We start from the raw sequence: 26,146 nt of genomic DNA on the forward strand, positions 1-26,146 counted from the left end.
CGGTCGTACAGTGAACGTCCAGAATAGCTTGGCTTTTTGTGTCGACGAGAGCTGTCGCTTTGAGCGTCTGTACTCGGTAATTCGTCCGACGGCAGTAATGTTTGCTAGCGTTTTCGCGGTCGAAGAATGTCGCGTCAATGGCGGCGTGACCGGATGGCTCGTGCTCCTGCGCCGACAGGCGCAGCAGCACTCGCCAGAGCGCTGTCTTGATTCTATCAAACCACTTGACTAGCGTGGAGTGGTCGGGGAGATCGGCCGGTTTGAGGCCGATCTCCCCGAGTATTTGTGGCATCTCACTCAGCAAATCGAGTGCTTCTCGGTAGGATTTCTCCAGGTAAACCCGCAGACAGTGCAGCGACACCACCGCATACTCGGCGAAGCCGCCACCCCCTTCGGGGGCGGCGACTTCGCCTCGCTCACCAACAGCATTTTTAGCTAACTGGACCGCTTTGTTTGTGAAGCGGGAGATCTTCGACATAGAGCATCGGCGGTTTCCCGCTTCATTCCACTAGTTCTAACGGTCGAAGCCGACGCTGTCCAGCGATTCACCAGAGCCAATATATCTTATCTCTCTAAGACAGAATTGTCTAAAAACGAAGAGGCGGCGTGGGAATCTGCTGATAAAGAAGACCTCGAAGAAGTCAAAGAGTGGGTTGATAAGAATAAATCTTATCGCACCTTAGAATATTTTGAACACTGGGTTGGCCCAATTGAAGGCGATATCCTCGAACTTGGCGCTGGACATTGTTGGCTATCTGGTTACTTATCTCAAATGGATAAAGTAGACCGTGTTTGTGCTGTTGAACTGTCTGAAAGTTGGCTACGCTCTGTGGCACCACCGGTACTTGAGTACGTCAACGCAGATCTTGATTTAATCGATTTTTATATCGGCGATTTCCTAAATTTAGAAGCATTTGGAGACAACGAATTTGATATAGTGGTGTTTGATTCAGCATTTCATCACACGTACCACCCAATCGAGTTACTTCACGAGGTATCGCGAGTCGTGAAAGATGATGGTTATGTCCTGCTTCAACGTGAACCAACGCTTTACCCCCCCTTGAGTCCAAACCGATTACTAGGACCGTGGTCAATCACGCTGGATAACAACATTCCTCGTGAGGAACGGCAGGCGGAGACGCCGGAACAAAACGAATTGATCTATTCAGTGGAAGAATACGAATTATTCGCGCATATGTCGGGTCTCAAATTAGAAATATATCCTCAACTCCACGACTCAGCATCGCTCAGATCTTTGCGCCGCCCTCTTATTGAGTATTTAGGGAAACAGCCGCAGAACATTAAAAAATTAATTGGTATGCGTATGCATACCCGTTGGTTCATAGTACTTCAATCAAAAGACTTGCCACTGGACGACCACGTTTAGTTAAGCAAATTAAGCCAGTTTGCATATCTGTCTATGCTGACTTCGACCGTTTCACGCTCAGCGTGAGTGAAATTGTTTGAGAACGAAAGTTACCGTCGTTTTATTTACTGACAATACATTTGATGACATTCCAATATCTATACTTTCTTTGCCGGAATAAAAGACCATGATGGCCGAGCACAATTCGAAATTGCCAGCTATATTAACAATAAACGGTGCGTTTTCAACAGTTCTCTACCTCGATTTCAGTTGAATTACGTACAATCTTATTCGATGTTTCTATAGAACTCAACAAATGATACAGCTCTCAAACAGGTGGCACTGTCTAGTTCTGGATTCTCTCAGCCGGCGTTTCCCCATCGAGCGCTTGGTTCGGTCGTTCGTGGTTGTAGTGGTGTCTGAAGGGTTGTAACTACTGTTTCGCGCTGGGTTGACTGCCCCTTCAGAAGGAGTGAAAGCGGTTGATTCGCATGGTTACAGTTTGGAATCATTTCGATGTGGTTCCGGATTCGACAGTCGAACCAACCGCTTGAATCGTGACGTGAGAGAGCGGTCAGATAGCCGCCAGCATTGATGAGAAACACTGAATCGGTGACATCATGTTTCTGACCGTGCAGGAACGCCGCCGCGGGGTCAGTCACGCGCGGCTGGACACGTCAACTTCGAGTAACAGTTTTGATTCGGTGTCGACAGCGGCGTACAACCCTTTCCTTTCGCCGTCAACCTCAATTTGTTTCTAGTCGACCTTGCCCCGCGACGGCTGTGCCGTCGGCGGGTCGCTCTGTTCCTCAGACAGTGTATGAACCCAATTCCAGACCGCGCTGTGAGAACGATCGATACCTAGCAGGTCTAAGATAGCGGCCGTCTCCCTGATCGACAGCCCCGAAGTATGGAGACGCACCCCAAACCGCTGAACGGCTGCGGGGTGCGCTCATTCTCCTAACCGTCTTGGCTGTCCTTATTTAGGTTTCTCTGAGGAGGTCTGCGAATGGCATGAACACTTCTCGCTACGACCTCCTCGCTTTTTAAACTCGCTCAACTAGACAGTGCCGATTTGTCAGTGATATCAAAACGTTCATGTGACCCTCTGACTCAAAAAAAATAAGACCACAACGATGGAAGCGTTGAAAAAAACTGGGTTATCTACTGAAGATCTCGATGCAGTAGATCTTCTAGTGCTGTGTATGGTTTTCTCTCTCCCATTCGCTGGGTACGCGATTCCGACTGGTATAGTATTTGTCAGCCCCACAAATCTTCTTATTCTAACGGCAATCACAGTCCTCACAATTCGACAACTGCTGCGGGCGGAAATTTCGCGGCTCTCGTTGCTTTACTTGGTGGTCATCCTATTTGTCACATTTCTACTGTATAATGTTCTCGCCCAAGCCATCAACGGTGGCTCATATCGCCGGATCATAACACAGGTAGGGTACCTCATGCTGGTTGTCTCGCTGCTCCTGTACGTTGACTCTTGGAAGCGGCTGCATACTGTTCTATCGACAGTTTTTCTCTCTAGTCTGGCCATTAGTGTTATTGGCATCGTAAGTTCGCTTACGGGGGTTTTCTTCGGCGGCGAGTTCCTGCCGTCGCGGTCGATTGCTTCCTATATTATCCCGTTTACGCGTACTTCGGGGATAGAGTTGTCACACGGCGAGATTGGAATGTTCTCCCTTGGTTCGTTACCATACGTTGTTTTCAGATCGAAACGAAGCGGGCAATATCTTCCTTTCGTGGGCGTAGCAGTGATTCTGTTTTATATTGTGTTTATTCTGCAGTCGCGTAGTACATGGGGAGCGCTGTTAGCGATGGTATACGTAGCATTCTACCTGTATCCGCTGAGAAATAGCTCAGTTCGAACACCGATAGCGCTGCTTCGACTCGCTGGAATCGTCTTGCTTCCGCTGACCATTGCTTTCGTCTTTCACCTATTTACCGGCCTTGAGAGCGGGGGTGGATCGCTCACTCACCGCCTCACCCAGCTCAAAGTCTCGTATAGGCTGATATCAGAAAACATCTTAACTGGGGTCGGATGGGGGAATATTCGGCAACACTTCTTCCGGAATCGCCTCCCACATAATGCATTCCTTATAATCGGGGTTGGTGCGGGGATCCCGGCGATAGCATTTATTACCGGTGTTATTACTACTACTTGTGGATTCCTTCTGAGACTGGTGTCGGGTTCAAAGTTAATCGAACACAGGCTGCTCGCGCTCGCGCTTCTAACTTCGATGACAGCCGTCGTCGTCGAAGCGAACTTCCTCGTTGGATTTGGGAAGGCTGGATGGATGTGGGTTGGGATCGCTTTGGCATTTATTGACTTGCAGCAGCGGGCCAGTGTAACCGCTCCGCAGTACCAGTCCGACGACCAAAGACACGTCAGACGAAGCGGAGGGGACGATCAAAACAATATTTATTAGTGGCGGTGATATTGCATAAATATGGAGATTGATATCGATTCGGATCTTAGGGAGAAACTTTTCGCGCGTGCCGATAGATACGGGTTTGACTCCGGCGAAGAATACGCTTCCACCATTCTCCAGATCGTCATCAGCGAGTTGGAAGGTACTGAAGCCGAGGATGACGATCTCGAGGGTAGGCTAGAAGATCTTGGATACCTCTAGTAGTCAAGCGAGCGAGCGATTCGTCGAATTCGCCGGATTTCTGCATCACGTTCATTTGAGTCACGATACTCGATAGGGGTGTCTGCGATGGGGCTGTCTGCAGCGAACACATCAGATCTAACCGTTCCGTCCATCGACGTCGGGATATCCTTTCCGTATAGATGTAACAGCGTCGGTGCAAGGTCGAGAATCGACATCGGATCCACAGCTTCCGAGGTGAAGTCGGGACCGCATGCTGCGAACAGGCCGCGGCGTTTGTTCTCTGCGCGCCATCCCTCACTTTCCGGGTCGGTAAATATATCATCGTTACCGATCCCACCGCGGATATGAACGCCTTCACGTTGGTCGATGATGATGTCTGGTGCCTCTTTCTCATACAGCCCCGAGTAGTACTCCTCTTTGACCAGAACGTCGTTGCACACCCTTTCGCCGTTCGGGCCACGCACGGCAGTGAGCTGTTCGACGATACGTGACCGAACACGATCGTACTCCGAGGTCGACGAGTCAAGCAAGAGATACACGGGGCCTTGCCCGCTCGCTAAGGCGACGCTTTCATCCCAGTTCACCCGGTCGGTCTTTGCACCCTTGTGGACTTCGCCCTGCTCGTCCGGAACTTTTTGTTTGAGTCGCTCCGGGGCGAGTTTGAACGCGAGACTCCGAAGCCCGAGCGCGTCGACGAACTGCTCGATCCGGTTCGTCGTCAACCCAAGCCGATACATGAAATCGGAGACATCTCGCTTAAGTGTGAGGTACCCTTCCTGCTCAAGCCAGGCGTTAATATTGAATACTGTCTCGATCTCCGTCGATCCATGGTCGCTCATCAGTACCACGTTCCGATCCCCCGAACGGAGGTCGCCGATGTGCGCGTCGATCGCCCGCCAAGCCTCTAGAGTCGCCTCGTCGTCCCACAGAAAGTGGTGGAGCGTGTTGATGTAGAACGTTGTCACCTGTAGGAAATCGAGATCGGACGTTTCGAGAAGGTGTTTCGCAACCTTGAAGCGGCTATCGATGCGCTCGAGAATCTCCTCAACGGTTGCATCCGGCTTCGTCTCCATTCGATTCTTGGTGGTGACGGTGTAGTCGAATTTGTCCACAAGCTCTGCTTCTAGAGATTCCGGTGTCGAGAAACCGGCGTTCTCGCCATCCGGCGCACCTGCCACCACGCACGCATTGTCGACGGACTTCGGTGGGTACGTCGTTGGGACGTTGACGACGCCGACTGACGCGTCCTCCGCGATGTGTTCCCAGTACTCGATCTGTTCGTTCTTACGATGGGACGGGTAGTAGACGCGTCGGTTGTCGGTGTCGATGTTCTCCCACCAGAAAATCCCGAACTTACCTGGGTTCTTCCCGGTGAGATACGCCTTCCAATTCGGAGATGTGACCGGCGGGAGAACGGAGCACAGGTCTGCAGTGGTACCGTCGTCGATAATGGAAGCGATGTTGGGAAGCTTACCCTCTTCGATCCACGGACGGAGCAATTCGAAGTGCGCACCGTCGAGACCGATGACGACTGTCTGTCGCTGGCTCATTACCGTGAATTCTTGAGAAGGGATTATCAACCCTACGACCGATCTGCGTGCACGGCGACGGCGTCAGCCATCGGACGGACAGGGACATCAATACGCTCCGCGTACTCCAGAACACGGCGTAGGTCTTTGAGCAGTGTGGGCGTGAAGTTATGTGGATGAGCCCAGAGGTGGATCACCTCGTCCCGGTCGTGGGCGCATTCGAGCCCACGGAGTGCCCGGGCGAGCCGGATGGGAGAATCCTCGAGAGGTCCCGGCGAGACATACGGGAAATACTGGGAAGCTGGAAGTTCCCATAACCCGGACGGATCTCGGACGGGCTGGACGGTCGGTGCCGGTCGTCTGGCGAGGTAACGAGCGAAACGTCGGTAGCGCCCTGCAATCGCTTCATCCCGCAACCGACGTTCCGGGGACAGTCCGCGGAAGGCAGTGAAACCGGCGTCGGCCACGGTCCCAAGCATATCGATCTGGTTCTGCGGGAACACAAGCGAGCGGAGGTTGACGCCGAACGACGACGCGAGTTCGCGGCATCGCTTTAGTTCGGTTTCGAGCACCGCCTCGGTGCACCCATGCTGGTGACAGAGGACGTGTGAAAACGTGTGGGACCCGATCTCGTGATCGACTGGGGCGGAAACGATATTCTCGACAATGTCGCGTCCGTACCGCAGGGGATCGGCGGACTGTGACGTTCCCGGATCGGTGTCGAACCAGTATCTTCGGGGCGGCTCGATATCCGCGTGCCGTCCGTCACAGGTGTCTAAGAACAGGTGCCCAACGACTGCCCACGTCACCGGTGCATCAAAGGCGTCGAACAGGTCAAGTAGTGTATCGACGTTCGAGCGTCCCTCCCGTCCGCCGGTGGAAAACTCCTTCTCAGCATCGATGCCGTGAAACCCCCACTGGAGTTCAGTGTCCAGTGAGATGACCAGCGAACCCGACATTCAAACCAGTTCCTCCACAGCTTCGGCGACGCTCGTTTTGAATCGGTCTGGCCCGTAGTTCTTGTTCGGGTCGGGCAACGACGAGCGGAGGGATGCCTGAACGTCGGGGTTCTCGAGGACGGCTTCGGCGAGCGTTACGGCATCCTCGAGGGAGTCGTAGATCAGTGCATCCTCACCGTCCAGAATCTCGGCAGGCCCCGCCCCAGACGGAACAAACGGAATCATGCCTGCGCCGACCATTTCGACGACGCTCATGCCGAACGGTTCTCGCTCCTTTCCGTGAATACCATACCGATGGGTCGTCAGAAGTTCGACAAGCGTCGCTCGCTTTACCTCGCCTTCGAGGCTGACGAAGTCCCGTTCAGCCGCCACGTCATAGACACTGTCGGCGTACGGGGAATCGCCGACTGTCCCGATGACGTGCAAGTGGGTGTCGAATCCGCGGTCGCGGAGTTCAGACACGATTTTGATTGTCCGAAGCGTTCGTTTCGATGGACAGACGCGGCCGATCGTTACGAAACCGTTCTCTCGTCGGTCCCACTGAACGGGATTGAACTCGGAGAGAGTGACGGGTGGGTACACCGTCCGAATATCGACGTCGGGACCGTAGAACTCTCTGGTGAGCGATCGGGTCCAGTCAGAGTTCGTCAGCAACACGTCGTTATGAACGGACGGTGGGTTATGTCCGGCGAGAGTGGTACAAATATGGTTGTAGATGCGCCTGACGGTACTTTTTTCACTCCGGTCAGGGTGCGATACCCGACGACCCGCGGCGAGCAACGCTAACCGCGGCGTGTGAACGTACTGGAGCGTCGGCTGCGGGAGCGAAACGTCGTCGCGGACGCTCACAAGGAGGTCGTACTCCGGTGCAATTGCACGGACGCGACGGATGAACAGGGACTTCGTCACTAGGTCGAAGTTATTTCCGCTCACGGTCCCGAGTAGATTTGTGACGCGACCAGGGACGGTCACGTCGACGTCTAGTTCCCGGTAGTTGAGGGTAAACTCGGTCCCGACCAGTTCCGTACTCAGTTCCCGCGTTCGAGGAGGAGTTGCAGTGATCAGCTCCACGTCGTGTTCGGTACGGAGGGCGTCAACGATGGTAAGACAGACTGCTTCCGCACCACCGAAGGCAGTGAGCCGAGGATAGATAACGCCGATAGAAGCCATTTGTGAGCGACTCGTAGGCTAGCGGCTATTGTGAATCTACTGGTCCAACGGACGCAGAGTCGGCATAGCATCGATGAAAACAGTAACAGACACAGGCCGGCGCCGAAGCGTGACTCGCTCAAACGATTCGGTTAAGTGCGTTTGTGAAAGTTATCAGAGCAAGCAATGGACGTCATTCTGTCCGTCGTCGATTCGTTGCGGGCGGATCACGTCTCCGCCTACGGATACGATCGCGCCACGACTCCGAACCTTGATAATCTCGCCGAAGAAGGGCGGCTGTTTACTCAGTGTTTCAGCCCGTCCACGTGGACTCGGCCGGTCGCTTCGTCTCTTTTGACGGGCCGTTATCCGCCGGCACACGGTGTCGAAACACGTTCTGACAGCATACCGGACGGGATCCCGCTGCTTTCGGAAGCGTTCGCCTCAGCTGGCTTCAAGACGCTCTGCGTCACCTCGATGGGCAACGTCTCGTCCGCGACAGGCTTCGACCGCGGGTTCGACGACATAATCGAGGTGTACAAACACCCCGAAGTACTCGAGCGACGGACCACGACGACGGCCGACCGAGAACTTCTCGACACCGACCAGGATATACTCGCGTATCCGAGGGCCGAGGACCTGAACAGTTATCTCTTCGAATGGTTTGGAGAACACGAGCACGAGGATACGTTCGTCCTCATATGGTCGATCGACCCTCACTCCCCCTACGACCCACCGGACGGGTTCTCGCAGTTCTCCGGAGAGTTCGACGGCGACGATTCGTTCGGCAGGGATCAGGACACAGTGAACCAGGCGAGTGCGCCCCATGAGTTTCGAAGGCTGGAAAATCTCTACGACGATTGCATCAACTATTGGGACGACATGCTGGGGGAGTTTCGCTCCTACCTGCAATCGAACCGACGGGCCGACGATTCGATCATCGCAGTCGTCGGTGACCACGGCGAGGCGTTCGGTGAGCGCGTACTGTTCCGGAATCCGGCGCGAGGACACAACACTATCCCGCATGACGAACAGACCCACGTTCCGTTCGTTCTCAAAACCTCGTCGACGGATGGTGGTATTCACGACGAGATCGTGTCTCTGATCGACGTTCCATATACGCTTCTTCGAGCAGCAGACGCCGATCCCGAATTCCTCAGCGGACAAGGATCGGTTGTCTGGGAGCCGGGAGTTGTGTCTGGACACGAGTTCGTGTTCAGTAGAACCCAGAGTCGACGGCGCGGGCCAGCCTTCACCAGCGTCCGTTCTACCGACAGGAAGCTAATCTCTATCGATCCACCAGACTGGTCCTTCGAGAACCTCAAAAACCATCTGCGAGAGATGGTCGGATACAGGTTCCTTGTCGACGACGAGATGCTCTATCACGTCGACGAAGACCCACGCGAGACGGAGAACAGGATCAGTGAGGACACCGAAACCGCTAGCGAATTGCGGGCGGAACTCGACTTATGGTACGAGGAGTGTCGCCAGTTGCGGTCCGACCAGTCGAACGAGTTCCAGAACGGAATAGAAACGGAACAGCTAGAGGCGCTTGGATACAAGATGTGAGCGGCGGCGTCTACCGTAGCACCGGTTCGTCGGCGAGGATTTTCCGAACGATGAAATCGAAGTTCTCGTTCCCTGGCTTGACCTCGTCGTGTTCCACTTTGAAATACTCGTTGTCGCCCGCGGACCGCGTCCTGAAGAACGGAAAGCCGATGTGCTTCCGTTCGAAGTAGACGTGTACGTACCGCTTCGCGCGTGCGACCATTTCCTCGTCCATCTCTACATCGCGAACGTTGCGTAACAATCCGAAGTACTCGTCCTGCGTTTCTGGATCGAATGTGAAACCGAGGTCGCGGTAATGGGTGTCCCCGGCCACGATAGTTGGGACACCTTCGTACGCCATCTCAAGGCCAACTGTAGAGTTGTATACGATCCCTGCGTCCAGATCACGAATGAGTGCGTACGTATCGATGTCGGTATCCGGTGATAGGATTTCAAGATTGTCGGGGAGTGGGTCGTGTCCGTCACGGATTCGTCCTTCAACTGACTCGTCCGTACCGAACTTCGCCTCGGCGGGATGGGTCTTCAAGACGAACTGCACGTCGTCGACCCTCGATACGTATTCGACTGTGTCATCTATCCAATCGAGTACGTCCGGGAAAACGAGTTCCTCGACTTCGAGAGAAGCGTCCCAGATCAGGTTCGTGAATATGCCGACCGTACAGTCAGCAGACGAGTCGAACGAGTTGTTGGTTCGAGCGGAGTAGTTGATCCTGACGTCAGAACCTTCGGTTCTGGCAGCCATGATTTCTTTGACTCGGCGCTCCTCGCTATCAGAGAGAGGTTCCGCTAACTCCGTCTGGAGCGTATCATGGTCAGTAAAGAATGGTAATGAGGAGCGGTTTCCTGCGTCACCGAACAGGATAGTCCCCTCGCGGCGACCGAGGGCATGACTGTACGACGTTACGCCGTGTTTCTGCGCGACTGCGAGATGGATCCCGCCGTGAATGTAGCGGTCGTCGTGTGCGAGAACAGCGTCGAACGGATATTGCTCGAACAGCGCCTCACACATGTCGACGAGGATGACCGCACTTCGGAGGAACCTGAGGTACGTTTCACGATGGTAGTTGTCCTCGAAGTCGATCGAGTGCCGCAAGAGGAAGCGGCGAGTGGATGACATCGCGTAATCAGCGACGGAAATTCCGCGATAAGTTTGGAGCGTTGTATCTACCTCCGGTGGACTGTATGTTTCACCGAGCAGTGACTCGATGGGAATGCCCTCAAGTCCGAACGCTGAAAGGAGCGACCGCCCGGCGTAGTTACACACGTCACAGACTGCCTTCCCATCCTTCTCGCATGTCTTCCGTTGGCAAAGATCGAGATCGGCGTGGCAAAGGGGAATAATTGGAGTGTAGCCCCGCGTCCGAAAGGCGTGTGCGAGAATACAATACCGGAAGGAATTCAGTCCGTCTTGCCCGCGCGTGAGAGGAATGAGGACATACCCGTCATCTGTAGGCTCCGAATACGATTTTAAACTTTCGTCCGTCAGATCCGAAAAGTCGTACTTCTGGGTAAAGTGGTTCTCTAGCCGGATTGCGGCCGATCCGAGACCGGCCTTAGAGAGAGTCTGATAGATTTTCCACTTCGAGAGCATGAGAAGGATCAGGTCGGTAGAATTTAAAAACGCTTGGAATATAGACAGTGCGGTTTCTTAACGGGGTGAATCAGGGTGATCGGATCTGCGTTCGATACATCGAGGCGTACATTCCATCCCGCTCAAGCAACTCGTCGTGGGGACCTACTTCCCGGATCCCGCCATCGTCTACAACGTAAATCCGGTCCGCATCCGTGATCGTAGAGAGGCGGTGCGCGATGACGACGAGCATGACGTCATCGCGACGCTCGATGCGTTCGTGTATTTCCTCTTCGAGGTGAGAGTCCAAGTCACTCGTCGCCTCGTCGAGAACCAGAATTTCCGCGTCCTTGAGCACCGCTCTCGCGATGGAAATCCGCTGTCGCTGGCCACCCGAGAGTCGGACCCCGTCGTCACCAAGCACGGTGTCGAATCCGTTCGGTAGTTCGTCGAGGAACTCAGTCACCTGCGCCGCTCGACAGGCCGCTTCGACCTCCTCCTTAGTCGCATCCCTATCAGCGACGGTCACATTTTTCCAGAGCGTATCGTTGAAAATGTACGGTTGCTGGCGGACGACCGAGAGTCGCTGGCGCCATTCATCGAGTTCGTAGGTCTCGATTGGTACGTCGTTGGTCGTGATAGTCCCCGTGTCGGGATCGTAAAAACGGGCGAGAAGCGAGACGATGGTCGACTTCCCGGCCCCGGAACCACCGGCGAACGCGACGAATTCGCCTTGCTCGATCACGAAGGAAATATCGTCCAGTACGGTTTCATCTTGATATGCGAAGGTGACATCGCGAAAGGAAACGCGTTCGAGTTGGTCTGGGCACGGGTCCCCGTCGGAACCCGGTTCCTTCCGGTCCGCTAGTTCGTCGATGAACGTCTGGGTCCGGATGAGGTGTGGCAGGTGTCCTTCGATCTGGTAGAACTGGTTGTTGATTGTACTAACCCGAGGTGCGAGTCGGAAAACCGCGAACAAGAGCAGTCCCAGTCCGCCGAAAGAAAGATTAGAATATTCGAGGAACGCGTATAGCGAAGTGAAGATTGTGACGGCTATGGTGAACTGATAGAAGTGATCAATTGCAGACCGGTTCCGATACAACTGGATCGTCGACGCGGTATACTTCTGAACCGATTCAAGGAAGTCGTCCATTAGTTCGTCTGAGAGCGCAAAGAGTTTCACGTCGCGGATGCCCTGCGTCCCGGCCTGAACGACCGTCTGTATCTCGTGATTCGCGTCGGCGACTCGATCACCGACGGAGTAGCCGGACTCGACCATTTTCCGCGCGAAATAGAAGAGGCCACCGAGGAAAACGGCTGCAACGATCAGGAACTTCGGTGCCAAATAGACCACTATCGCCACGTAGATCAAACTCATGAACGCTTGTTTGAGGATTTCGACGAGCCACTGGATCATTTGACCGGCATACTCGGCTTGCGTCACTATCGTATTGAGAATGTCGTCGGACCCCTTTTCATCGAAGTACGCAATCTCGGTATCCAGTGCCCGGTCGAAGGCCGTCGTCTGCAGATGACGGACGTAATCTGTTCGGAGATAGGCCTTCAACCAGTCGACGACGAAACTGGACCCGTACCGAACACCCATCACGGTGATGACACCGACGATGATGTACTCGAGTGTGAATGGAATTCCTAGAACGTCGTAGAGCGTAACGAACGCCTCAATGAATTGGCTCTGGTCGGACGAAGACGCTTCCCCCCGAGTGATATCGATGATGGGAAGAATGAAACTGAGACCAATACCCTCCAGCACGGCGGCAACCAGACTCATCCCAAGAATGGCGAGTGTCGTCAGTGGACGATGACGAGCGACGTGTTCGAGCGCAGCTAATTTCTCCCGCTGCGAGGCTTCGTTGTTCATTTGTTTGGGAAAGCAGAGTTCGATCGGCGGTGGACCCTCCACCAATAAAAACGATCCGATCCGCTAGCCGTCGCTCCGGGGATACGGCACCTTGGCGTGGGTATAGTCCGTAGGCACATCGGTAGATACGATCATAGCCGGGTGTGGTACTTGATGAGTATCAGTGTACGTGATTCGATCAGAATAGAATGTGTTTGGCCGTGATGTTCATTCGACTATCGCTGGCGTCGACCCGTTCGATCACAGATCTACCGACGTTCACACACTACAGAGGGAGCCAGTGTTCGCCATACGTCGATATATTCTTATCCGATGGTGAGTTGTACTCATTCATGACCGCAGATACTGGTTTGGAACCCCACTGCAAAGTTATCGCGGAGGCAGGTGTGAACCACAACGGCGATATCGAGATAGCCAAAGGCCTTGTGGACGCAGCCGCTGCCGCCGGTGCTGACGCGGTCAAATTTCAGACCTTCCAGCCGAAAGAAGTCGCGACGGCTCAGACGGAGCAGGCCGACTATCAGAAGGAACGGGATGCCAGCACAAATCAGTACGAAATGCTGGAAAATGTAAAATTGCGAGAGGAAGATCACGACGTCCTGATGGAATATTGCCAGGAAGCTGGAATCGAATTCATGTCTACGCCGTACGACCCGGGGAGCGTCGAAATTCTTGAATCCTCCGGCGTTGATCGGTACAAAGTCGCCTCAGCCGATATCGTGAACAAACCCCTCTTGAGTGCGATTGCAGAAACAGGAAAGCCCGTCATCCTCTCCACGGGGATGGCAAACCTTGGTGAAATCGAACGCGCAGTCGAGTTCCTCCGGTCTCGAAATTGCGAGGACGTCACTCTCTTGCACTGCGTTTCATCGTATCCAGCCAAGGCCACCCAGCTCAATATGCGATTTATCGAGACTCTCGCAACGGCGTTCCCCGGGCAGGTCGGGTTTTCGGATCATACGAGGGGGGTCGTGGCTCCAGTCTTGGCGATGGGATACGGAGCCTCTGTGATTGAAAAGCACTTCACTCTAAACCGGGGGATGGAGGGGCCAGACCACTACGCGTCGTTAGAACCCGAGGAACTCTCGCAGATGGTGGACAACGTGCGATTCGCCGAGAAGGCAATCGGAAGTACACGCCGGTTGATCTCTAAAGTGGAACGGAACAACAAACACTCCATGCGCCGGAGCTTACACGCCAGTCACGATATCGAATCTGGTGCGGCTATCTCTCCCGACGACTTATTGATCGTCCGCCCAGACGAAGGGATAAGTCCGTGGAATTACGACGATGTCGTCGGTAAGTCTACTACACAAGAGATCCCCAAACACTCACCGATTACGTGGGACCACATCGCATGATATGTGCATCAACGCAGTGTCTTCCAGATACCGGGATGGAGGAGACACTAAAGGCGTACTCCCGGGCCGACATCGAAAACGTCGAACTCGGCTACTGCAGCGAAAAGGATGTAGATGTCTCGGCGCTAGTCAAGGAGTATTCGTTCAATTTTGTTGCCCACAATTACTTTCTCCCCGTTCAGGATGAGTTCATACTTAACCTCGCCTCGCCGGACGAATCCCTGCGACGACAAAGCGTCGACTATGTCAAGGACGCGATCAACTTCTGTGAGAAGCACGATATACCGCGGTACACGTTCCACGGCGGGTTCAGAGTCGACCCGGATCTGTCCCTGACATTCCCTAAGCGGTCGCCACCCGACTACGAAGCGTGCTTCGAACGGTTTCTTTCGTCACTGCAGTCTGTAATTGACCATGCGACGTCAACCGACGTGTCGATTTCGATAGAGAACAACGTCGTCACCACGGAGAACGTGGTTGGGGGAGATCCCCTCCTCATGTTTTGTCGACCTGACGAATTCAGTCGTTTATTCGAGGAGGTAAACCCATCTGACTGTGGCGTTTTACTCGATACTGGCCATCTGAACGTGTCCTCACATACCTTTGACTACGATAAGTCAAAATTCGTACAAGAAGTAGCGGACTGTCTCGATTGTCTCCATCTGCATACAAATAACGGACGTGCTGACCAACACGAAGCGGTCAATCCAGCCGACGACATACCTGTGTCGTCGATGTCAGGGCTGACTCGCGTAGTCGAATCACACCATGGGAACGCAAGAGACTTAAAACAACTGTTGGTACGCTTAGGCGCTAAGAGTGAACGGTGATGATTGACACAAAAATTCTATTGGCGACGTTCTATCGATCTGGGATTCTAGCGATTAGGCAGTTGTTGAATAGTGGCTTCGAAAAAGAGCAACTTCGCGTCCTGACCTACGATATCGAACGGAACGAAGAACTACTGGAGTTTCTCGAAAAGAAGGATATATCGTATAAGACCGACGATATTTCCGACCCCAATACAGAGTCGTGGATCGAGGAGTTCAATCCAGACCTCATTTTTTCCCTCTACTATCGAGACAAGATCCCGAGCCATATCCTCGATATTCCACAGTACGGTGGTGTGAATCTCCATCCGTCGTTGCTCCCGCAGTACGCCGGTGTGCTGTCGGTGCCGTGGGCGATGGTCGAAGGTGAATCGCGTACCGGCTACACGTACCACTACATGACAGACAAGATCGACACTGGTCCGATACTCAAGCAGGAAGAGGTCTCTATCGGTCCTACTGATACCGCTTATTCGCTCTACCACCGGCTCATCCACGCTGGAATGAGCAACTTCCTGCCGGTACTCGAATTGATCGTGGAAGAGGAGTACAGCGGTCGACCACAGACGGGAGCCGGCACGTATCACGGGCGAGGCGACCTTCCGAATGACGGAGTTATCAACCATCAGTGGTCCGACGGTGAAATCGACCGATTCATCCGGGCGATGTACTACCCACCGTTTCGACCCGCAGTAGCCGAGTTCTGCGGTCAGGAATTCGAGATAACGTCGATGGCTGAGTACTGTCGTCTCCGACGTCAACACGGTATCAAGCAATGACGTGTGACGTATTCGCCGTAATTCCGGCGCGCGGAGGGTCAAAGCGGATACCGAAAAAGAATATCAGGGAAGTAGCTGGAAAGCCCCTCATCGCCCACACGGTGGAGCAGGCGAACGAAGCGACAACAATAGATAGAGTGATTGTCTCGACTGACGACGAGGAAATAGCCTCAGTAGCACGCGAGTACGGCGGGGAAGTCCCTTTTATAAGACCGGCCAGACTAGCAACGGATGAGACACCGGGGCCACCGGTCATCCAACACGCGCTCGACTGGATTGAAAAACAACACGAACTGCCGACCGTGATTGTAAAGTTGCAAGTTACTTCTCCACTCCGTCGAGTAGATGACATCGACCAGGCAGTACGGAAACTGCAGAACGACGAGACTGCGAAATCGGTCATCTCCGTGACTGAGTTTGAGCAACCACCATTCTGGGCAGTAGCACCCGACGATGACGGGTACCTACATACGTACTTCGATAGGGACGTCCTTTGGACTGACGACATTCCGCGTAGCCAAGACCTTCCAGCTTTGCATTGCCCGAACGGAGCCATCTTTGCCGCACGGAGGAAGGCTTTTATTAAACACGAATCATTCTATACCGACGCTACGGTTCCATTCGAAATGCCAAGAGACCGGTCAATTGATATTGACGAACCGATAGACCTAGAGATAGTCAGGACTCTTGCAGAGAAATGAAATGTAACGCGTATAGTTTAAGAATATACGATCACCTTCACTGGTACTCTACTACTTATAAATGATTCCGCTTGCGGAACCGACATTTGGAGACGCCGAACGTTCTCGGGTGGTTGACGCACTTGAACGTGGATGGATTTCCCCAAAGGGCGAGTACGTCACGGAGTTCGAAGATGTGTTCGGGGCTTGGATCGGAACCGAACACGCTTTCGCTACCTCGACCGGGACCGCTGCACTCCACCTTTCACTTTTGGCTGCCGGGATCGGCGAGGGAGATGAGGTAATCGTCCCGGACCTGACGTGGATCGCCTGTGCAAACGTCGTGTCCTACGTCGGTGCAACGCCGGTGTTCGCCGACGTTGATCCGGATACATACACACTCGACCCCGCTAGCGTCCGTGAGCGTCTCACCGAAGACACCAAGGCGGTGATGCCGGTCCATCTCTACGGACAGCCCTGCGAGATGACGCCGATTCAACGGCTCGCCGACAAGCATGATCTCTTGGTCCTCGAGGACGCTGCCGAGGCACACGGAGCGACGTATCGTGGTCGACGTGTGGGGAGCCTCGGCGACGTCGGCTGTTTCAGCTTTTACGGGAACAAGATCCTCACCACCGGTCAGGGTGGGATGATAACGACGGACGACGACGAACTTGCAGAGCGAATACGGCTGCTCCGGCGGGACGGTATGTCGAGAGACAGAAAGTACTACCACTCAGTGATCGGGTACAATTATCGACTGACGAATATACAGGCCGCAATCGGCGTTGGGCAGGTTGAGCGTGCCGACGCGATCCTTGAAAACAAACGCCGCGTCGCTGAGACATATCGCCGCGAGTTGACGACGCAGGACGTTCGCTTCCAAGCGACACCCGGTTGGGGGGAGTCAGCCCACTGGATGGTCGCCCCGGTGTTTCGAACGACCGGACAGTTCGAGCGGGTTCGGAACGCACTCGCTGATGCCGACGTAGAGACGCGGCCATTTTTCTACCCACTCCACGAGCAACCGCCCTACGCCGGGAGTGGAAGCGATTGTCCTGTGACGGAACGACTCCATGAGCGTGGTCTGAATCTGCCGTCCGCTCCGAATCTTAATCACCAGATTATAATGGAGATATGTGACGTTATCCGCAATGCCCTCTAATTTCGGCACCGAGGCGAGAAGGTTATAGTCCCCGAAAAAAACTAACCCGTATGGTTACCGAACTCCAAAATGAGCGGGTGCTGGTTACTGGGGGCGCCGGCTTCATTGGTTCCGCTCTCGTCAGGCGACTGCTCGAGAACGATAACCACGTCACTGTCTTGGACAACTTCGTAACGGGTTCCCTCGATAACTTACAGGATATCGTCAATCGAATCGAAGGGGAACGGGCCGACCTGGCAGACCACATCGACCTCGTTAGTGGTGATATCCTGCGGTCGGACCTGGCAGATCTGCTGGAGTCGAAGGAAATCGACTACGTGTTCCACCTCGCTGCAGAACCATACATCCCGAGTTGTTACGATCGACCCACGGATTTCTTCTCGGTCAACGCAAACGGGACACTCAAACTGCTCCTCGCGTGCCGGGACGCTGACGTGGAGCGCATCCTTATATACTCGTCGTCGGAAGTGTACGGGACCGCCCAAGAGGTCCCGATGAGCGAGTCCCATCGTACGTATCCGCAGTCGACGTACGCGGTCAGTAAACTCGCAGCCGATCGCCTCTGTTTCACGCTCTTCCACGAACAGGATGTCCCGGTCGTCATCCTCCGTCAGTTTAACTGCTACGGGCCGCGAGAGACCCACCCCTACATCGTCCCCGAATTGATCGCACAGCTATCGACGGATAATCAGCTGTCGCTGGGGAATATTGAGGCGAGTCGCGACCTCACGTACGTCGAAGACGCGGTCCGCGGCGCCTCGAAGCTTATTAATTGTCCCGACGCGGAAGGCGAAGTTGTGAATCTCGGCTACGGTAAGGACTACACCGTTGAGGAGCTTGCGCACATAATCGCCGAAGAGATGGGGTACGCCGAAGTGAGCATCGAGGTCGAACAGTCCCGGTTCCGACCGCTGGACGTACAGCAGCTACACTGTGATTATTCAAAGGCATCGGACCTGATCGACTACGAACCTCAGGTCGACATTCGTGAAGGGATACGGCGAACTATCGATTGGTACCAGCAAAACGGCGAATGGGTGTGGGAGCGGTCCCTGAAAGACCAGCTCTGGACTGAAGAATAAGCTCTGAACCGAAAAATAACCTGTTCCAATTGCTGCGTCAGAATTCGATGAGAGTATACTGGTACCAACTGGGACACATCCTGTGGCGATGCCTGTACACTTACTGTCGGGATGGGGACGAGCAACGAACGGCGGAGACACGTCTCCAAATCGACTGGCTATGCGCACTTTCGGCGGACGAGGGTCACTGTGCGTCTTCAGGAGATGTCGATGTAGACCTCTCGTCACGGCAGGATCATATACCTACTAATCTGTAGTCGACCTCCGTCTTCTTGTCTCACCGTGTGGGTTTTGAACGCTGGTTCGTCTGGTTCCGGAAGGTCGATGTCTATCTCGAACGGTTGCTCGTGGTTAGTAAGCGCTCCGCGTGGATCAGGTTCGCCAACACGCTTGATCGCCCCGGAGAGTTCATAGCTTTCAGTCGAAATGGTGATATTGTTCCCGCGCTGGACAATGGCGTTGCTGAACTGCTGTTGACCGCTGTTTTCCAGAGTAGCCAGTGAAAGACCCACAAGCACGCGTTTGCGGTCGGGGTTCTGTGTCGCGTACGTGGTGACCGCTCTCACTTCGGTTGCATCGTATCCGGCGACGGTAGTGATGTCGCCGGCAGCGATGCAGTCAGCCGTTTCTGCATCGACGGTTGTTTCGAGTACCACATCGGTAGTCGTTTGCTGGAGACCACTACCGACCTGTTCAATACGGCCATTGAACGTGTAGTCTTTGGCTGGGAGCGTGACTGTCTGTCCGCGCCGGACCTGTGTGCCGCCGAACCGACGGTTGGACTGCTGTCTGTGTGTGTTGAGTTCCGCTTCGATGAAGACAGTCTGTTCGGTTGAATCACTGGTCGTGTACGCGGCGACATCTTGAGCAACGTCCAAGTAGGAACAGAGCAGATCCCCACTATGATTATCAATATAGGCTCTCGATCAAAGGGTGCTATTAATATAGTGACAATAGCCTTGTGCGAGATCCGTCTGGTGTCCGTATGCGCAACACCGGCGACCAGAGATCAGCAGCCGAGGCGGACCAGCCAGTCGATGGCGCTGGGTACGGGCCGGCGAGCCCATCGGAGGCGACTGGGACATCACAGGAGAAGAGCCTCGGTGTCGATCTGTGTCTGAGCCATCCAGAACTGATACTGACGGATACAATCGAAAGTAGTCCAGACGTGACAGTCCGTCCGGAGCAGATGGTCGACGACGGCACGTCGAGTTTGCTGGTGATAGAGGCCGCGGGAGAAACCCTAGACCAGTTCGAAACAGCACTGGAGAGGGATAGCACAGTGTGTGATCATCTCGTGTTAGATTGGACGGAGACAAGCCGCGTCTATCGTGTCGAGGTGGCCGACAGCGCCGTCCGGATCACGCCCTCGCTCGTCCGTGCCGGTGGTCGGGCGCTTGACATCAAAGGGACAAGTGGACAGTGGCTGGTACACGCCCAGTTTCGGTCGCGGGCGGCACTGTCGCAGTTCCGAGCCGAATGCTCTGATCGGAATATCACGTTTCGACTTGATCGACTGTACTGGACCTCCGGAGAAGTCAACGCCGGTGCGTGCGGGCTCACCGCAGACCAGCAAGTCGCACTCGAGACGGCACACAGAGAGGGGTACTTCGACGTTCCCCGTGGCATCTCACAGGCAGAGTTGGCGGACAAACTCGGCATTTCACCGTCGGCGATGTCACAGCGGATTCGGCGTGGGATGGACCAGGTTGTCGGGTCGGAGCTCGGACTCTCTGATGAGTAGGTAGCTTGGGCGTGAAATAATGGTCGCTGAATTTTCAGGTGTGGCTATACGTGACAAGGGTAGTATGTGCCAAAAAGGATATTGTTCAGCTGTGACACCTGTACCGTATGAGACACCGGATCGTGAGCGGGATGTGCGCTTTATTCCTCCTCTTGGCAGTCGCGTCTGTCTCCGTGGGTGTCGCTGCTGCAGCGGACGCCGGGCAGTATGCTGACTACACAGCGACGGGCAACGAAACAGCGCCAGCGATACAGTCGGTTGGTCCCACACAGGCTGTTGCAGACGGGCCGAACGGAACGGCGTTCGTCTGGGAACGGATAGACGGCGCGCGGCCCGGCGGGTATCAGATCGCAGTGGCTCTTAGCTCGCCACAGGAGAACCTCTCGGTCTGTGCGCGCGCAAACGGGTCACTGAACTGTACGTCGGTCGGCCCGAACGGAACTGCGACGCTCACGACTCCCGGGATAACGGGACTCGATGAGCTCTCAGTCTCTCTCTACAACACGCGCACCGACACCGCGATAGATCGGCAGCCGGTGTCTCTGCAGCCGATTCAGCGTGCCGGTGATATTGACGACGACGGGCTCAACAACAGCCACGAAGTGGTCCAGGGGACGAACCTCACTGACGCCGACACTGACGGCGACGGGCTGCTGGACGGGACAGAGGTCCACCAGCACGGGACGGCCCCCACGGACGCAGACACTGATGAAGACGGTGTCACCGACAGGACTGAGATCCAACAGGGCACCGATCCGAGACAGGACGATACCGATGGCGACGGCCTATCAGACGAACGTGAGCTGTCGCTCGGGACGAATCCGACCGTCGCGGATACTGACGGCGATGGGCTGTCCGACCAGCGAGAGGCGTCAGGCAAGACCGACCCAACCGACGCGGACACGGACAACGACGGCGTCGTCGACGGCCGAGAGCTGACGGTCGGCACGAACCCGGTACAGGCCGACACCGACGCTGATGGGGTCGCTGATGGCAGGGAGCTAGCTCTGGGCATGGACCCAACAGTCGCAGACACTGACGGTGATGGGGTGGCAGATGGGACAGAACTCGAATCGGGGACCGAACCCACCGAGAGTGATACAGATAGTGACGGCCTCGACGACGGAAGAGAACTGGCAGCCGGCACGTCCCCGACCACCGTCGATACGGATGGCGATGGCCTCAGCGACGGGCGCGAGGTTTCCGAACTTGGAACGGACCCACTCGCGTCCGATTCGGACGGTGACTTCCTGACTGACCCACAGGAAGTCACCTGGGGGACGAACCCGAACAGCGTTCTGACGCCAGCCTGGGTGACGAGTTCGCTACTGGGGTTCCTGATAGGGATTGGGCTGACAGTCGCAGCAATCAGGCGCGGCTGGGTTATACGGCTCTCAACGGCGGCCAGACTGTTCATCTATCGCTACCTCGAACTGGATCGGGAGATACTCGAAATTAACCGTGAAATCGACGCCACAGACAGGGTAGTCGAAGCTGACAGCGCAGATATCGACGTGGACACTGCAGCAGAGGCCTTCGAGCAAGCTGACCGGGAACTCACCCCCGACGCGCACCTCGTGAAGCTGATGCTGCAAGCCGAGAACGGTCGTCTGCACCAGACCGACATCGTTGAGGCGACGGACTGGTCGAAAGCGAAGGTTAGCCGCCTCCTTTCGCGGATGGTGGACGAAGACGAGGTCGTAAAGATACGTCTCGGCAGGGAGAACCTCATCTGTCTGGAGCGGGCAAAGCCCCCAGCGGCGAACTCGCCCCACGCAGGCGATATCAAGCCGCCGACACCCGGCGGATAAGCTGACTCACGGACCGGATAGCTTGGTCGGTAGTGGCATCACTGCACAGAGACGGATGAATTTTCGCCAAGCGTACCTGTCCGCCGCCGCCACGCCGGTCAGGAATCGGTTCACGACACAGGCCGGTAGCTGCAAAAGTCACCGTACTCCCGGCTTGTGTGCCTTCTACGTCCGGAAAACAGTCGAACCGGTCTGTGAGTCAGGACCTTCCACAGGACACGAGCGTGACTTTTCGCATACTAGTTGCCGTCGAACCGGTGGAACGATCCGGTATGGTGCGTGAAACAGTACCGGAACGAAGACATAGGCCGAACCCAAGAATATGGGTTTTTTGGGCCTTGATGAGCCGCTTTTACTGTCCCGCATCAAGAGTAAGTCCGTCGTTACCGACCTGCTAAATCGGTGAAACAGTCGCAACCGACGGAACAGTCGGCCCGGTATATGACGGCTGCTGGAAAAGGAACGGGCACATGTCGATAGCTGAAACGACTTCCGAACCCACGGCAGCCGAGGCAGAAGAGTCCCCGACAGACGAGTCTCCGTCTGGAGGCTCCTCATCTGACGACGCCCTCACCCGCGACGACCTCTTCCACGTCCTCCAGTGTCGTCGTCGCCGCCTGGTCCTCAAGTACCTCCACGAGTACCCCGGCGATGAGCCGGCCGATATGAGCGACATCGCAGAGCACATCGCGGCGCTGGAACACGACACAACCATCGACTCGCTTCGCTCGAAACAGCGCCAGCGCGTCTACATCGCGCTGTATCAGTCCCACCTCCCGAAGATGGACGACGCGGGCGTCATCAACTACAATCAGGACCGGGGACTCGTCGAAGCGACAGCGCTCGCGAGCTCCTTCGATAAATATCTCGCTGCGGAACCATCACTCCTGTCGACGCCGACTGCGGAGTCGACGCTGTCGGCCGGGCCTGTAACTGACCACGACCGGACCGGTGCCCACACGCCTGCCGATGAGCGGTGGGCAGGTCGGTATCTCGGGACTGCGTGTGCCACACTGGTTGCAGTCGGTGGACTCGTACTCAGCGGGACTACAGTGTCAGGCGTCGCAGTCGCACTCGTCGTGAGCGTGGTATTTGTAGCACTGGCAGTGGGCCATCGGCTCTCGCTGTCGGGGTCGCGGTCGCTTTCAGACCGTCTACGGGCCGCTCTCGATACGGAGATGTAAGCTATGTACTGGACAGATGCGTGCACACAGCGGGACACTCGGGGGTGACCAACATATGCGACCAGCAGTAGGTCCCGACGCCGTCGTTGATACCGGGAAAAGGACTACGCCGCCAGCGCAAAACGACCTCGATGGCGCGACCCTATTCGATAGTCTCGGCAACGAGCGCCGCCGCGCATGCTTGTACTGCCTTGCTGAACACGGGACAGCGCTCTCTGTCAGTACGCTGGGCGAACAGGTGGCACGGGCCGTCGCCGATGCAGAGACCGATAGTGACGAACTCTACGACAGTGTGTACATCTCACTCTGTCAGACTCACCTGCCCAAACTCGACGCTGCCGGGCTGGTAGAATACGAGCAAGACCGAAAACGTGTCCGTCAGGGCCCCAGGTTCGACGCTATCAGGGACCAGTTCGAAGCGGCCCACACGCCCGAGGAACAGGCAGCCGAGAGTATTCGAGCCGAGCCCATCGCGAGTATTCTGACAGTGGCGATAGGCGCGGCCGCAGTCGCGAGTCCACCGACAGCCAGAATCGTACTGCTTTTCGGACTCGTCGGGGGTCACCTTCTCGTTCTCATCCTTGGGTCCACGTCTTCGTTCAGAAGTAGTGACTGAGCGCGTCCGTGTGGTCGGACGTAGCACAGACACCGGCCAGTGGTGAAATAGTAGTCACCTGCTACCGTAGTGAACGTTCCGCCGGGCGGCTGTTGCGTGTTGGACAGTGCCACAGACAGAGACCGGTGTCGTATTGTGGCGCAATCCTTGACGGCGGTTCCCTGAACTGAGCGGCAGAAGTACGCGTCTACCGGGTGAATAGCGGGCGTAAAGAAGCATATAATCAAACGGTGGGCGGCAGAGAAAGCGTGTATGACCGACTATGCCAGTATGCGAAAAGCGATCGAAGAGACGAAAGAATCGTTCGATGCGGTCGAGCGGTTCCAACGTCGGTCAGCCCTCTGTCCTTGGTTGAATGTCCCGCTTCGTGATGAGCCGTAAGTAAGCCACAGGTGCGTCTTGACCGCCGGACCGGCAGTTATACACGACCGGTTCCCTGTCCGCCCCGATGGGACCGAGCCGCTGGCTGGATGAAAATACACTTCACCCATCGGTGGAAAGCTGATGCATATGAATCAGGCGGAGGCGCAGCCGTGTATATCGTAATCGTCGGCGCTGGCGAGGTCGGTTCGAACATTGCTGAGAGCCTCGCTGAAAGCCACGAAGTCGCCGTCGTAGATATCGACCCAGACCGCGTTGAAAGCCTGATGTACGAGGCCGACGTGCTGGGCGTCGAAGGAGACGGTGCGGAACTCGACACCCTCTCGGAGGCCGGTATCGAGAAAGCCGACGTTCTCATCGCCAGTACCGACGACGACGAGACGAACATCGTCACCTGCGGGACGGCGGTAACGGCGGCTGACCCGTTCACCATTTCCCGCGTCAAGAGCGCGAAGTTCCTCCGGACCTGGGAGAAATCTGAGGGTGCCTTTGGCGTGGACCACATGGTTGCGACGAACCTGCTCACCGCGGAGAATATCGCCCGAGTAATCGGGCTTCCCGGTTCGCGCGACGTGGAAACATTCGTTGACGGACAGGTCCAGATGGGTGAGTTCGAGGTGCGCGAATCAAGTCCAATCACGAATCTGACCGTCGCTGAGGCCGACCGCTACGAGTCACTAACCTTCGCTGCCGTCTTGCGCGATGACGAAGTCATCATTCCGCGCGGGGAGACAGTAATCAAAGCAGGTGACGAGATCGTCGTCATCGGCAGCTGTGAAAGCGTTCGCCTGTTCGCGACTGAAATCGCACCGGAGTCAAAATCGACCCAGAACGTCCTCGTCGTCGGCGGGAGCGATGTCGGCTATCACACTGCGCGACTGCTCCAGGACAGAGGGATCAAACCCCGGCTTATCGAAAAGAACCACGACAGGGCCCGCGAGCTCGCGGAAGACCTTCAGGGAACCACCGTACTGGAAAGCGACGCGACCGACAGCGAATTTCTAGAACGAGAACACGTCGAAGACGCCGACGCCGTGGTTGCGACGCTCGATAGCGACGAGAAGAACCTTCTGGTGACGCTGCTGGCCAAGCGACTCGGTGCGGAGCGAACCGTTGCCGTCGTCAACTCCGGCGAGTACGTCGACCTGTTCGAGGCTGTCGGCGTCGACGTGGCCGTCAACCCCCGAGAGACGACCGCCGAGGAGATTACGCGATTCACCCGCGAGTACGACGCGACGAAGGTTGCCATCATCGAATCTGACCGCGCCGAAGTGTTGGAAATCGAGGTCTCTGCCGACAGCGTTCTGGCGGGGCGGCCGATTCAGGAGTCGGTACAGGAACTGCCGACCGGCGTGGTCATCGGCGCTATCAGCCGCGGCGGCGAACTGGTCATCCCCCGTGGTGACACTGTCATCGAACCCGGCGACCACGTCGTGGTGTTCGTGGACGCCGACTGTCTGGAAGCGGTCAACGACAAGCTATAGTAACACCGCTGCGCCCAAGGGACTAAGCCTGTTTGCCGCCGCAGTTAATGTATGGCTTCCGTTGCAGACCGTATCGTGCTCTCGTTTGCCCCTAGCCCCAGCGATGGAGACCCATGGTCCGGCGTCGATACCGAGTGGATAGCTGACGAACTCTGCGGGGACACCTATCAGCAGTACCTTCGACGCGCCCACAGCGGCCCGGTAGCCGTCGGCGAGGAGTGGGACGAGTTCGTGAGCTGTGGTTGCGCAACGCCACAGGACGTGGTACTTCGCGTCGAGCGCGTCGAGGGCGGAACGGCAGTTGGTGACGAAACGACGCTGGACGTGCATCCCCGTAACGACACCGAGGCAGTGCCCCAGTAGCCGTTTTTGCTGTCGAGT

General features: G+C 55.8%; 22 protein-coding genes and 2 pseudogenes. 16 read left to right on the forward strand and 8 right to left on the reverse strand.

The features are described from left to right. Window positions 1–478 (reverse strand): annotated as a pseudogene (locus tag AMS69_RS15050) (IS5/IS1182 family transposase); the annotation flags it as partial. Window positions 479–583: 105 nt separating this feature from the next. Here AMS69_RS15050 and AMS69_RS19820 point away from each other — a divergent pair. Then, window positions 584–1,387: a class I SAM-dependent methyltransferase gene (locus AMS69_RS19820; RefSeq protein ID WP_077067822.1), complete on the forward strand. Its 804-nt coding sequence runs from the start codon at window positions 584–586 to the stop codon at window positions 1,385–1,387. Window positions 1,388–1,712: 325 nt separating this feature from the next. On the opposite strand, the pseudogene AMS69_RS19825 reads toward AMS69_RS19820, so the two are convergent. After that, window positions 1,713–2,382 (reverse strand): annotated as a pseudogene (locus AMS69_RS19825) (IS6 family transposase). 120 nt (window positions 2,383–2,502) lie between these two features. Between AMS69_RS19825 and AMS69_RS15055 the strand changes: the two are divergent. After that, window positions 2,503–3,804, forward strand: coding sequence for an O-antigen ligase family protein (locus tag AMS69_RS15055; protein ID WP_053968902.1), 1,302 nt, complete (start codon window positions 2,503–2,505; stop codon window positions 3,802–3,804). A 21-nt stretch (window positions 3,805–3,825) separates the two neighbouring features. After that, window positions 3,826–4,008: a hypothetical protein gene (locus AMS69_RS15060; protein ID WP_053968903.1), complete on the forward strand. Its 183-nt coding sequence runs from the start codon at window positions 3,826–3,828 to the stop codon at window positions 4,006–4,008. Here AMS69_RS15060 and AMS69_RS15065 read toward each other — a convergent pair. Genes AMS69_RS15065 through AMS69_RS15075 form a run of 3 tightly spaced genes read right to left on the reverse strand, consistent with a single transcriptional unit; the run spans window position 4,005 to window position 7,648 of the window. Next, complete coding sequence (locus AMS69_RS15065) at window positions 4,005–5,540, reverse strand: alkaline phosphatase family protein (RefSeq protein WP_053968904.1); 1,536 nt, start codon at window positions 5,538–5,540, stop codon at window positions 4,005–4,007. The two genes, AMS69_RS15060 and AMS69_RS15065, sit on opposite strands and share 4 nt — an antisense overlap. A 32-nt stretch (window positions 5,541–5,572) precedes the next feature. Beyond that, complete coding sequence (locus AMS69_RS15070; RefSeq protein ID WP_053968905.1) at window positions 5,573–6,478, reverse strand: polysaccharide deacetylase family protein; 906 nt, start codon at window positions 6,476–6,478, stop codon at window positions 5,573–5,575. Continuing rightward, on the reverse strand, window positions 6,479–7,648 hold the full coding sequence (locus tag AMS69_RS15075) for a glycosyltransferase (protein ID WP_053968906.1): 1,170 nt from the start codon (window positions 7,646–7,648) through the stop codon (window positions 6,479–6,481). A 165-nt stretch (window positions 7,649–7,813) separates the two neighbouring features. Between AMS69_RS15075 and AMS69_RS15080 the strand changes: the two genes are divergently transcribed. Next, the gene (locus AMS69_RS15080; protein ID WP_053968907.1) at window positions 7,814–9,196 is read left to right on the forward strand and encodes a sulfatase; all 1,383 of its coding nucleotides are present in this window, start codon (window positions 7,814–7,816) and stop codon (window positions 9,194–9,196) included. A gap of 10 nt (window positions 9,197–9,206) precedes the next feature. On the opposite strand, the gene AMS69_RS15085 is transcribed toward AMS69_RS15080, so the two are convergent. Both AMS69_RS15085 and AMS69_RS15090 read right to left on the reverse strand, forming a co-directional pair. Further along, the gene (locus AMS69_RS15085) at window positions 9,207–10,313 is read right to left on the reverse strand and encodes a hypothetical protein (RefSeq protein WP_053968908.1); all 1,107 of its coding nucleotides are present in this window, start codon (window positions 10,311–10,313) and stop codon (window positions 9,207–9,209) included. Window positions 10,314–10,857: 544 nt separating this feature from the next. Beyond that, window positions 10,858–12,648: an ABC transporter ATP-binding protein gene (locus AMS69_RS15090; RefSeq protein WP_053968909.1), complete on the reverse strand. Its 1,791-nt coding sequence runs from the start codon at window positions 12,646–12,648 to the stop codon at window positions 10,858–10,860. Window positions 12,649–12,980: 332 nt separating this feature from the next. On the opposite strand from AMS69_RS15090, the gene neuB reads away from it, so the two are divergent. From neuB to AMS69_RS15120, 6 genes are all read left to right on the forward strand, one after another. Next, a complete protein-coding gene (gene neuB, locus AMS69_RS15095; protein ID WP_053968910.1) occupies window positions 12,981–14,009 on the forward strand; it encodes an N-acetylneuraminate synthase in 1,029 nt (342 codons plus the stop codon). Window positions 14,010–14,044: 35 nt separating this feature from the next. Then, window positions 14,045–14,839, forward strand: a complete 795-nt coding sequence (locus tag AMS69_RS15100) for a sugar phosphate isomerase/epimerase family protein (protein ID WP_053968911.1) — start codon at window positions 14,045–14,047, stop codon at window positions 14,837–14,839. Next, on the forward strand, window positions 14,839–15,618 hold the full coding sequence (locus AMS69_RS15105) for a methionyl-tRNA formyltransferase (RefSeq protein ID WP_053968912.1): 780 nt from the start codon (window positions 14,839–14,841) through the stop codon (window positions 15,616–15,618). Before AMS69_RS15100 ends, AMS69_RS15105 begins: the two co-directional genes overlap by 1 nt. After that, on the forward strand, window positions 15,615–16,319 hold the full coding sequence (locus AMS69_RS15110; RefSeq protein WP_053968913.1) for an acylneuraminate cytidylyltransferase family protein: 705 nt from the start codon (window positions 15,615–15,617) through the stop codon (window positions 16,317–16,319). Before AMS69_RS15105 ends, AMS69_RS15110 begins: the two co-directional genes overlap by 4 nt. Before the next feature lie 61 nt (window positions 16,320–16,380). After that, window positions 16,381–17,463 carry a DegT/DnrJ/EryC1/StrS family aminotransferase gene (locus AMS69_RS15115; protein ID WP_053968914.1) on the forward strand — a complete coding sequence of 361 codons (1,083 nt, stop codon included), beginning with the start codon at window positions 16,381–16,383 and terminating at the stop codon, window positions 17,461–17,463. 50 nt (window positions 17,464–17,513) lie between these two features. Continuing rightward, window positions 17,514–18,545 (forward strand): GDP-mannose 4,6-dehydratase, encoded by a 1,032-nt coding sequence (locus tag AMS69_RS15120; protein ID WP_053968915.1) that lies wholly within the window; start codon window positions 17,514–17,516, stop codon window positions 18,543–18,545. A 224-nt stretch (window positions 18,546–18,769) separates the two neighbouring features. Here the strand turns inward: AMS69_RS15120 and AMS69_RS15125 are convergent, their stop codons facing one another. Next, window positions 18,770–19,423, reverse strand: coding sequence for a hypothetical protein (locus AMS69_RS15125; RefSeq protein ID WP_238378541.1), 654 nt, complete (start codon window positions 19,421–19,423; stop codon window positions 18,770–18,772). A 107-nt stretch (window positions 19,424–19,530) separates the two neighbouring features. Between AMS69_RS15125 and AMS69_RS15130 the strand changes: the two genes are divergently transcribed. The 6 genes from AMS69_RS15130 (at window position 19,531) to AMS69_RS15155 (ending at window position 26,128) form a co-directional block, all read left to right on the forward strand. Continuing rightward, window positions 19,531–20,289: a helix-turn-helix domain-containing protein gene (locus tag AMS69_RS15130; protein WP_053968916.1), complete on the forward strand. Its 759-nt coding sequence runs from the start codon at window positions 19,531–19,533 to the stop codon at window positions 20,287–20,289. A 107-nt stretch (window positions 20,290–20,396) separates the two neighbouring features. Then, window positions 20,397–22,100 (forward strand): helix-turn-helix transcriptional regulator, encoded by a 1,704-nt coding sequence (locus AMS69_RS15135; RefSeq protein WP_053968917.1) that lies wholly within the window; start codon window positions 20,397–20,399, stop codon window positions 22,098–22,100. A gap of 470 nt (window positions 22,101–22,570) precedes the next feature. Beyond that, window positions 22,571–23,284, forward strand: a complete 714-nt coding sequence (locus AMS69_RS15140) for a DUF7344 domain-containing protein (protein WP_053968918.1) — start codon at window positions 22,571–22,573, stop codon at window positions 23,282–23,284. Between the two features lie 55 nt (window positions 23,285–23,339). Beyond that, window positions 23,340–23,900, forward strand: coding sequence for a DUF7344 domain-containing protein (locus tag AMS69_RS15145; protein ID WP_053969138.1), 561 nt, complete (start codon window positions 23,340–23,342; stop codon window positions 23,898–23,900). 533 nt (window positions 23,901–24,433) lie between these two features. Then, window positions 24,434–25,765 carry a Trk system potassium transporter TrkA gene (gene trkA / locus AMS69_RS15150; RefSeq protein ID WP_053968919.1) on the forward strand — a complete coding sequence of 444 codons (1,332 nt, stop codon included), beginning with the start codon at window positions 24,434–24,436 and terminating at the stop codon, window positions 25,763–25,765. A gap of 51 nt (window positions 25,766–25,816) precedes the next feature. Beyond that, window positions 25,817–26,128: a hypothetical protein gene (locus tag AMS69_RS15155; protein WP_053968920.1), complete on the forward strand. Its 312-nt coding sequence runs from the start codon at window positions 25,817–25,819 to the stop codon at window positions 26,126–26,128. Window positions 26,129–26,146 lie beyond the last annotated feature (18 nt).

This window comes from Haloarcula rubripromontorii, from assembly GCF_001280425.1.
Lineage (GTDB): Archaea > Halobacteriota > Halobacteria > Halobacteriales > Haloarculaceae > Haloarcula > Haloarcula rubripromontorii.